The organism is Nostoc sp. 2RC (assembly GCF_014222165.1).
Classification (GTDB): Bacteria; Cyanobacteriota; Cyanobacteriia; order Cyanobacteriales; family Nostocaceae; genus Nostoc; species Nostoc linckia.
Map to the genome: position 1 here is coordinate 1 of NZ_JACKZU010000354.1, position 8476 is coordinate 8476.

General features: G+C 40.3%; 9 protein-coding genes. 4 read left to right on the forward strand and 5 right to left on the reverse strand.

What is annotated here, in order from left to right; genetic code table 11:
• Positions 1–286 precede the first annotated feature (286 nt).
• Positions 287–1084: a sulfite exporter TauE/SafE family protein gene (locus tag GNE10_RS28130; RefSeq protein WP_185568895.1), complete on the forward strand. Its 798-nt coding sequence runs from the start codon at positions 287–289 to the stop codon at positions 1082–1084.
• Positions 1085–1203: 119 nt separating this feature from the next.
• Here the strand turns inward: GNE10_RS28130 and GNE10_RS28135 are convergent, their stop codons facing one another.
• A complete protein-coding gene (locus GNE10_RS28135; protein WP_185568897.1) occupies positions 1204–1881 on the reverse strand; it encodes a cadmium resistance transporter in 678 nt (225 codons plus the stop codon).
• Positions 1882–2123: 242 nt separating this feature from the next.
• Here GNE10_RS28135 and GNE10_RS28140 point away from each other — a divergent pair, with 242 nt between their 5' ends.
• Positions 2124–2828, forward strand: a complete 705-nt coding sequence (locus GNE10_RS28140; RefSeq protein WP_185568899.1) for a cadmium resistance transporter — start codon at positions 2124–2126, stop codon at positions 2826–2828.
• A 568-nt stretch (positions 2829–3396) separates the two neighbouring features.
• Here GNE10_RS28140 and GNE10_RS28145 read toward each other — a convergent pair.
• The 3 genes from GNE10_RS28145 to GNE10_RS28155 form a co-directional block, all read right to left on the reverse strand.
• Entirely contained in the window at positions 3397–3567 is a 171-nt protein-coding gene (locus GNE10_RS28145) for a hypothetical protein (protein ID WP_185568901.1), read from the reverse strand.
• A gap of 184 nt (positions 3568–3751) precedes the next feature.
• On the reverse strand, positions 3752–4714 hold the full coding sequence (gene cysK, locus GNE10_RS28150; RefSeq protein ID WP_185568902.1) for a cysteine synthase A: 963 nt from the start codon (positions 4712–4714) through the stop codon (positions 3752–3754).
• Positions 4715–4971: 257 nt separating this feature from the next.
• Entirely contained in the window at positions 4972–5454 is a 483-nt protein-coding gene (locus tag GNE10_RS28155) for an Rrf2 family transcriptional regulator (protein WP_185568910.1), read from the reverse strand.
• Positions 5455–5659: 205 nt separating this feature from the next.
• Between GNE10_RS28155 and cysE the strand changes: the two genes are divergently transcribed.
• Both cysE and GNE10_RS28165 read left to right on the forward strand, forming a co-directional pair.
• The gene (gene cysE, locus GNE10_RS28160) at positions 5660–6388 is read left to right on the forward strand and encodes a serine O-acetyltransferase (RefSeq protein ID WP_185568904.1); all 729 of its coding nucleotides are present in this window, start codon (positions 5660–5662) and stop codon (positions 6386–6388) included.
• A gap of 249 nt (positions 6389–6637) precedes the next feature.
• Positions 6638–7228 (forward strand): Crp/Fnr family transcriptional regulator, encoded by a 591-nt coding sequence (locus GNE10_RS28165; RefSeq protein ID WP_185568906.1) that lies wholly within the window; start codon positions 6638–6640, stop codon positions 7226–7228.
• Between the two features lie 41 nt (positions 7229–7269).
• Here the strand turns inward: GNE10_RS28165 and GNE10_RS28170 are convergent, their stop codons facing one another.
• The gene (locus GNE10_RS28170) at positions 7270–7914 is read right to left on the reverse strand and encodes an NIL domain-containing protein (RefSeq protein WP_185568908.1); all 645 of its coding nucleotides are present in this window, start codon (positions 7912–7914) and stop codon (positions 7270–7272) included.
• Positions 7915–8476: the final 562 nt, after the last annotated feature.

The following is an 8476-nucleotide window of genomic DNA, read 5'->3' on the forward strand; positions in this document are numbered from 1 at the left end:
CCCTGCCCCCTGCCCCCTAACCCATGCCCAATTCCCTATACAAAACAAATACAGTAGACGTTGAATCGTAATTGCTATTAAAATACGGTAAGCTAGTCGGATTACCGGATTTTATGTGTGAAACTGCGAGCAAATTAGTCAGGAGTAGTAATTCAGCAATGGGTGGACAGTGAACAGCTATCAAGGCTTCTTTTGGGGATTTTGACCCTAGCTTAGTCTCCTCACTGATAACGAGACTGCGATCGTGCGGACACTTGATAACTGATTCTTGAAATTCCCAAAGAATATGCACTATCTATTACTACCATTTTTAAGTTTCTTCGTTGGCATCATTGTCGGTTTAACGGGAATTGGCGGAGCCTCTCTCATTACCCCAATGTTGATTTTTATCTTTCAGGTTCCGCCTTCTATTGCTGTGAGTTCTGATGTTGTAGCTGCCACATTGATGAAGATTGTCGGTAGTGTCAAGCATTGGGAACAAAAGACACTTGACACAGAAATTGTCAAATGGCTGGCATTCGGGAGTGTTCCAGGCTCATTGTTCGGCGTGGGAATTTTGCACTTTATTAAACTTACCGGCGAGTATAACCTGGATCGGATTTTGCTTCGTTTGCTTGGGGTAATGATTCTCCTAGTGACTTTGTTGGCATTAGTACAGTTGTTGTTATTGACGTTTTTCCCCAAGTTTAATTTACCTGAACTACCCAAATTAGACCTAGAAACTAACTTTGGGCGTTTTCAGACAATAATTGTGGGAGCAATTTTAGGCTGCTTGGTTGGTTTAACAAGTGTCTCCTCTGGTTCAATGTTTGCCCTAGTAATAATTGCATTTTTCAATCTTGATGCTCGCAAGTTAGTCGGTACAGACATTTCACACGCAGCCATTTTGTTGCTGTTTACCTCCTTTGGACACCTCAGTCTCGGAACAGTTGACTGGAGTCTAGTAGCACCTATCTGGTTAGGTTCTGTTCCAGGAGTATTACTAGGTGCTAAAGTCTGCAAACTAGCTCCACAACGCCCGCTACGGTTTATTATTTATGCAATTTTGATGATGGTGAGTTGGAAATTAGTTCATCAAGTGTAGAGGGAGTGGGGAATGGGGAAGTGTGGAGAGGTAGGGGAAAAGGTTAAAGGTTAAAGGGAAAAGTAATAAATCTTTCCCCTTTTCCCCTTACCCCTTTCCCTTTCCCTATGCCCTATGCCCTATGCCCCATCCCCCAATTTAAAATCAATCGGCAATAGGCTAAATGTGCCTCGTTCATACATAATAAATACACCCAAGGCAATTAATACAAATGGTACGAGAGCGTGGCCGTAACGACTTAAAATATTGGTAATGGTAGGTTGACGGCTTAATGAATAAGCGATCGCACACCAAACCCCTACCATGATAAAAAATATACTTAAAATTACTGCCAAACTCGTAAAGTTCTGACCGGCAAATAGCGGGATATATATACTAATATTGTCACCGCCGTTGGCAATGGTTACGGCTGCAACTTTATAAGTCTGGGGATGCAAAACACTCAAAAGAAAAGCCAATATCGGGTTAGTAGGTGTAGGCTGACTAAAATCAGTACTTACCGTTTGAACTGTAATCGCTTCTTCTTTCTTAGACAATAATTGCTGAACACCAATTGCTATTGGTAGCAGTCCTAGTAATCCTATCCATTCGCGTTGGATCGCTAAGCCACCAAAAAATCCTGGTAAGCTAGCAATGATAATGGCTGCAAATCCTAAGTATTGACCAAGTAAGATGTGCCGCCGTCGAAAATTAATATCTATTTGTGAGAAAAATACTAATAAGATAATGATGTCATCAATATTGGTGGCTGTAAAGGCAATAATTCCTTCAGTGAAAGCTGTTACAAGCTTACTCATGCTGGATAAATAGGGATGTAGGGGAGGATCTGTTCTGTTATTACTATGAAGGAAGCAATCCCAAAACTTTGGTAAAAAACTACGGTTCTCAAGTTACACAAGATTTATAGGAATCCGGTTTGATATCTGAAATTATGTGTGTAATGAGGCAAAAGGGTTTCAGAGAATATGGGTGTATGGAGTTATTTTCACCCAATCCAATAGGAGTCCTATAACAAGCAATTTATTAGTATATCAAGTTAATGTCCTGGAATAACTATGTTACTGCAATTAGTACGGGGGCAATTACATTTATTGCTACTAACATTGATGATATTGTTATTCTGTTGTTATTTTTTTCTCAAATAAATTCTACTTTTCGCCCCTGGCATATAGTTACTGGTCAATTTTTAGGTTTTACATTTTTGGTAATCCTGAGTCTTTCTGGTTTATTTAGTGGATTAGTTTTATCAAAAAGCTGGATTGGATTACTTGGTTTGCTACCAATTGCCATAGGTATTAGTAGTTTAGTCAATCAAGAAGAAAATTCTTCAGAAGAAGTTTTGCCAGAAACAGAAGAATATCACCAAACAACAATTCCTGATTTACTTTCTCCTGAAATTTACAGTGTGGCAGCCGTTACAGTTGCTAATGGTAGCGATAATATTAGTGTTTACGTACCATTGTTTGCTAGCAGTAACTTAGAAAGTTTTGTGGTAACTATAATAATGTTTTTTATGTTGTTAGGAATTTGGTGCTACACTGCATACAAACTAACTAAACAGAAAATCATAGCTGATATTTTAAGTCGCTACATCAACCATGTTGTACCTTTTGTCCTTATAGGATTAGGGGTCTTTATTGTATTAAAAAGTGAAGCTTTGAGTCCGATAAAACTAGCAGCTAGTTGTTTTTGTTTGGTAATATTGGTGAAAAATAATGAAATTGAAGACAATTCAAGTACTTGAGTGAACAAGGCAAAAATAAAAAGTTAAAAGGCACTCATCAAGAAAAAGAATAATGCTCACAGAGCAACTAAATTTATTTATCGGTAAAGGCAGTCCCAATGAAAAAAATTCATACTAAAACACAACCCTGTGGAACATTTTGCACAGGGTTTATACTGGTCTATCATACCAATTTTGGATTTTAAATACTTTGATAGGCTCAGTACAAGTTTGGAATTTTGGATTAAAAACCTTTGCTACAAAGCTGTTCCAAAAATTTCCAACTATACTTCCTATGCTAATTTAGTATCATTTAAAGAAAAATGCACAAGCAAAGCTGGAGAGATTTATAAGCCACTTCCACCATTGCGATCGCGCAGTATTCGCAAAATTTCATCAAGTAATTGGCTATGATTGTTCAGAATTTGGCTATGATTGTTCAGAATTTGGGTGTGTTCTGTTTGGGTGTTAAGGATTTAGGAGATCGCTACTTGGCTTGTACCTATTGTCCCTGTTAATAATTTGAGTGAATTTACCTCAGATTCAAGAGTATCCAGACGCGAGTAAATGTCTTGGATTTGTGATTCTGTCATGCTGATTTTTCCTGATGATTCTGCTGTGTATGGTCATCAATTGCTTTTTTGGTTAAAGCCAAAACCAAGCTAGGAACCGTTCTGTAATCTTTATCTGCCCATGCTTGTAAAACTTTGTATTCTTCGTCTGTCACACGAATTGTGATAGTCGGTTTTTTAGAAGGCATAGTGTAGCACTTATCAGTTTTTATAGCGAGTAATTATAATTATCCTTCCTTAAAACAAATAGTTTAAATTGTTGATAAGTGTTTTACTCGGTATTATATGTTTATAGGTGCAACACCTGTAAGACAGTATAGCACCATGACAATCGAACTACAACACAGTAAAATCCAAAATTGCTTTATAGTATCAAACTTTACTCAACCATTCATTTTCCTCTGGGTCTTTAAACAGTGAGGTACTGAGGTAGCGTTCGCCGAAGCTTGGTTGTACCATAACAATGAGGCGACCTGCATTTTCTGGTCGTTGTGCAACTTGAATAGCTACATATAAAGCAGCACCAGTAGAAATACCGGATAGTAATCCTTCTTCTTTTGCTAGGCGACGGCTGTAGGCGATCGCTTGGTCATCTGTAACCTGAATGATTTCATCTACCAGTTCCGGACGGTAAATTGCTGGGACGAATCCTGGCCCAATACCTTGGATTTTGTGGGGGCCTGGTTTCCCACCACCTAATACTGGACTACTGGTTGGTTCAACTGCGATCGCTTGAAAACTCGGTTTGCGCTGCTTAATAACTTGCGATACTCCTGTAATTGTTCCTCCAGTCCCCACTCCCGCCACCAGAATATCTATTTCTCCATCGGTATCATGCCAAATTTCTTCTGCGGTGGTTTGGGCGTGAATTCTGGGGTTAGCAGGGTTGCGAAACTGCTGCAACATATAAGCATTGGGGGTTTGAGCTAAGATTTCCTCTGCACGAGCGATCGCTCCTCGCATCCCTTCTACCCCTGGCGTTAACTCTAGCTGTGCGCCATAGGCTCTGAGCATGGCTCGCCTTTCTTGGCTCATTGTGTCAGGCATCGTTAGAATAAGATGGTAACCCTTAGCAGCTGCCACCATTGCTAAGGCAATGCCTGTATTCCCAGAGGTTGGCTCCACTAAAACCGTCTTTCCGGGATGAATCAAACCTTTTTCTTCTGCGGCTTCCACCATACTTGCGCCAATCCGGTCTTTGACAGAAGACGCTGGATTCATGCTTTCTAGTTTCACCACGATTTGAGCAACCGCTCCCGCAGCTTGGGGAATCTTGTTTAATTGAACTAAAGGAGTTCGTCCGATTAATTCTGTGATATCTCTGGCTATCCGCATATAAGCACTCTTTTGTCAAACAATTTGGGATGAGAGGATTTTGGACTTGGACTACGCTCAGTCGAACGATTTGAGATTGACTCTACACCTGTTCGGCTAGCCTTGGCGCTTTTGAGGTAAGAGTTTAAGTCAAGAATTCTAGATTTGACAGCAAAGAATGTTGCAAAAATCAAGCAAGCTAACTCTAGGAATTTTTTAGACTTTTAATTTTGAATCAACAACCCAAAATTTAAAATCTAAAATCTCAAATTCGCTGGCTAAATGTAATACATAGGACTCTGCTGAGCGCGAATTTCCCTTTCCTGGCACAAATCTTGGAGCGTATAGCGACCCAAAACTTCAATTGAAGCTGCATTGGCTTGCTCCCAGATTTCATAAACTAAAGTTCTTTCCAGAGTCGGAGATTCAGAAGTATCTTTTTCTTTGCGCTCACCTTCCACCAAAGTGACAATTTCCAGCAAGGTGATTTGCCAAGGTTCGCGAACTAAGATGAAACCTCCTTTCGAGCCACGTTGACTTTGCACCACACCAGCGCGCCGGAGGTTGGTCAAAATTTGTTCCAAATAGCGCTCAGGTATGGGTTGTTTTGCGGTGATTTCACTCATAGTTAGAGGAACTTTTTTCCCGTGGTGGCTTGCTAGTTCTAAAAGTGCTAACAGCGCGTATTCCACTTTGGAAGACAGATCGAGGAGAGAGTAGTTTTGGCTATTCAAGACTGTACTCAATATACTACGGTTAATTGAGAGGTTTATCGCATTTTAGGCGAAATTTATTTTTTCCAAGTGTCGGATGTGATAGCATCCCACTTATCATCACAAATAAACACTATAATCTATCGACTTACCGTAGTTTATCATTTAAGAAAATTCCCATGAATACTTAATTTTTGAGTGGGAATTATCCGAGTTTGGGAACTCCAAAAATCAAACGAAAACTCAAAACAATATGCTACTAACTGATTTGCGAACCATTTTTGAGCGTGACCCAGCAGCGCGTAACTGGATAGAAGTGTTGTTCTGTTACCCTGGATTTCAGGCGCTACTGTTCCATCGAGTAGCACACTGGCTGTATAAAATCGGAATTCCCTTTTTACCGCGCTTTATTTCTCATATTAGTAGGTTTTTCACAGGAATTGAAATCCATCCTGGGGCATTAATTGGTAAGGGAGTGTTCATCGATCACGGTATGGGAGTGGTGATTGGTGAAACAGCGATTGTCGGCGATTATGCTTTGATTTATCAAGGTGTTACCCTTGGTGGTACGGGCAAAGAAAGTGGCAAACGCCATCCAACTTTAGGTTCTCATGTGGTTGTGGGAGCCGGTGCAAAAGTATTGGGGAATATTCAAATTGGCGATCGCGTCCGCATCGGAGCAGGTTCAGTAGTCCTGCGAGATGTACCCAGCAACACCACCGTTGTGGGAATTCCAGGACGTGTAACTCGTCATAACAATTTATCTGGCGATGTTCTAGACCACGATAAAGTCCGGGACGTAGAAGCCGAAGTCATCCGCGCTTTATTTGAACGAGTCAAAGCTCTAGAAAAACATTTAGAAGAATTAGAAAACGAATCCAGCCTCTTCCCCACAGAACTTGGTAACGAACCAACCAACAAACCCAAGTGCAACAATTCTGACGGCATGATTGAAGATTTTCTTGATGGTGCGGGGATTTAGGAATGGGGCATGGGTAAGAAGCAGGGGAGGCAGGGGAAAAGGTTAAAGGGAAAAGGAAATAAATTTAATCTTACCCCTTTTCCCTGGTTGGTGAGCTTGTCGAACCATACCCCTTTCCCTTTCCCCATACCCTGTTTGCCCATGCCCCATTACCTGTATAAAAACATTAATAATTTCAATACACAGAAGCTTTTATAACCTGATATATATATACTACGGTTAGTTTACCAAAAAACAGTACTATGCATTATGGTTTCTTTATACACAAATCTTACTAATTTGCAAAGTAATAATACTAAGCAAGTTTTTGCCCGTCGTTCATTTCTGCCAGAATATCCAAATAGTCTTTGGAAGATTGAAACGGGTTTTGTCAGGACTTTTACTTATCTGGAAGATGGTACAACTGTTGCTCTAGGATTGTGGGGCCCTGGAGATGTTGTTGGGAAAGCTTTGTCAAAATTAGAACCTTATCAAATGGAATGCCTAACTAAAGTAGGGGCGACAGTCTTACCTTTAGGTGAGTGGAGTGAACTCACAGAAACTCTACTTACCCATATCCAACAGGCTCAAGAATTGATGGTGATTCGTAGCCATAAAAAAGTTGATACTATGCTCATCAAACTATTAGCATGGTTATCTAAAAAGTTTGGTTCGGAAGTTGAGAAGGGGCGTTTAATAGATATGCGTCTAACTCATGAAGATTTAGCGGAAATGGTCGGCTCAACTCGTGTAACCATTACTCGTGTTCTTGGGCAATTTGAGCAAGAGGGCTTGATCGATCGCCTTTCTTTGCATCGAATTGTATTACGAGAAGAAGACATTTGGTACTACGAAATTTAGACTATTTGCTAATTCTCAATTGTGACTCCTGAATTTTGTAGTTAGCGATCGCCATAGACGCTAGAGAAATCCAGCCAAATGGGTAATCCGAGTTTTTTTAAATAACCCAGGCTGGAGTGGAGTTGCTTTGTTCTCCCCCATAAATCCAAATCAAACCAGCCGTCATCTTGGTTATCAGGTTTGAGTATGGCACTGGTGATATTGACTGTTAGTCCATAGTCAGAAACTAACTTGGAAATCACTGGTTGTTCGTAGTAGGTTTTCAAGACGCACAGTTGCAACCGCAATCGATTGCTTTGACCGAGAGAAATCCATTGCTCAAATTCTTCTTGCCATTGATGTGTGAGGTGTGCAGAACCTCTAGGACTGAGTTTGTAAATTGAATCAGGAAAGTTTAGGGAGTTATGGGTGGGTTGAATTTGGTTGGCGATCGCTAGTTGTAGTAGATTTACTCCCAATCCTTGCAAGTAAGATAAGCTATTTGTCAGCTTTTGCGGATTTCCCGAAAGTTCTAAATCAAACCAACCATCGCTATCAGTATCTAATGTCAAAGATGCAGCTTTGATATTGACGGTTAAATCATAACGAGATACCAACCGAGAAATTATAGGTTGCGGATGATACCGCCCAGGCACGAGAATTCGGCTGTGGACTGAAGCAGGTTTTATGGATTTAGTGCCAGACATAATACCATTTGGGATGAGAGGATTTGAGATTTTGGATTGTTAAAGAATTGTTAGATAAAGTTTTGGCTACGGAACTCGAAAAAATAAACAACATTTGGTTGTTGACGGTTCACAGCCAATCGTCAACAGTCTTCTATGGAATATTTTTTTACTTGGAAGTCCCTAGAGATTTTCATCTTTTAGGCTTTGATTAAAATACGGTAAATCTATCGAATTAATGTATTTACTGTAATGTAAAGGAGGTTCTCATAAAGCCCACAAAAAAACAATGAGTGAATTTACGTAAAATATGCTTTATTTATCTCAAATAATTCCAGCATAAAAGGAAGTAGGGAATCGGGAGTCGTGACCCTACTATTCCCACCCCGTTGGCGTAGCCTCTCGTAGAGAACGGGTGGCAAACAATTGATAAATTAATTTAGAGACAATTTATAAAGTAAACCTTAAATTGTAGTGGCGTGACCGGGCTAAAATAGTGCATTACCAAACTCTTGTGGGGTGGGCATCCTGCCCGCCCGGACGGGTGAGGACACCCATCCCACAATAAAATCTATTGCAACAT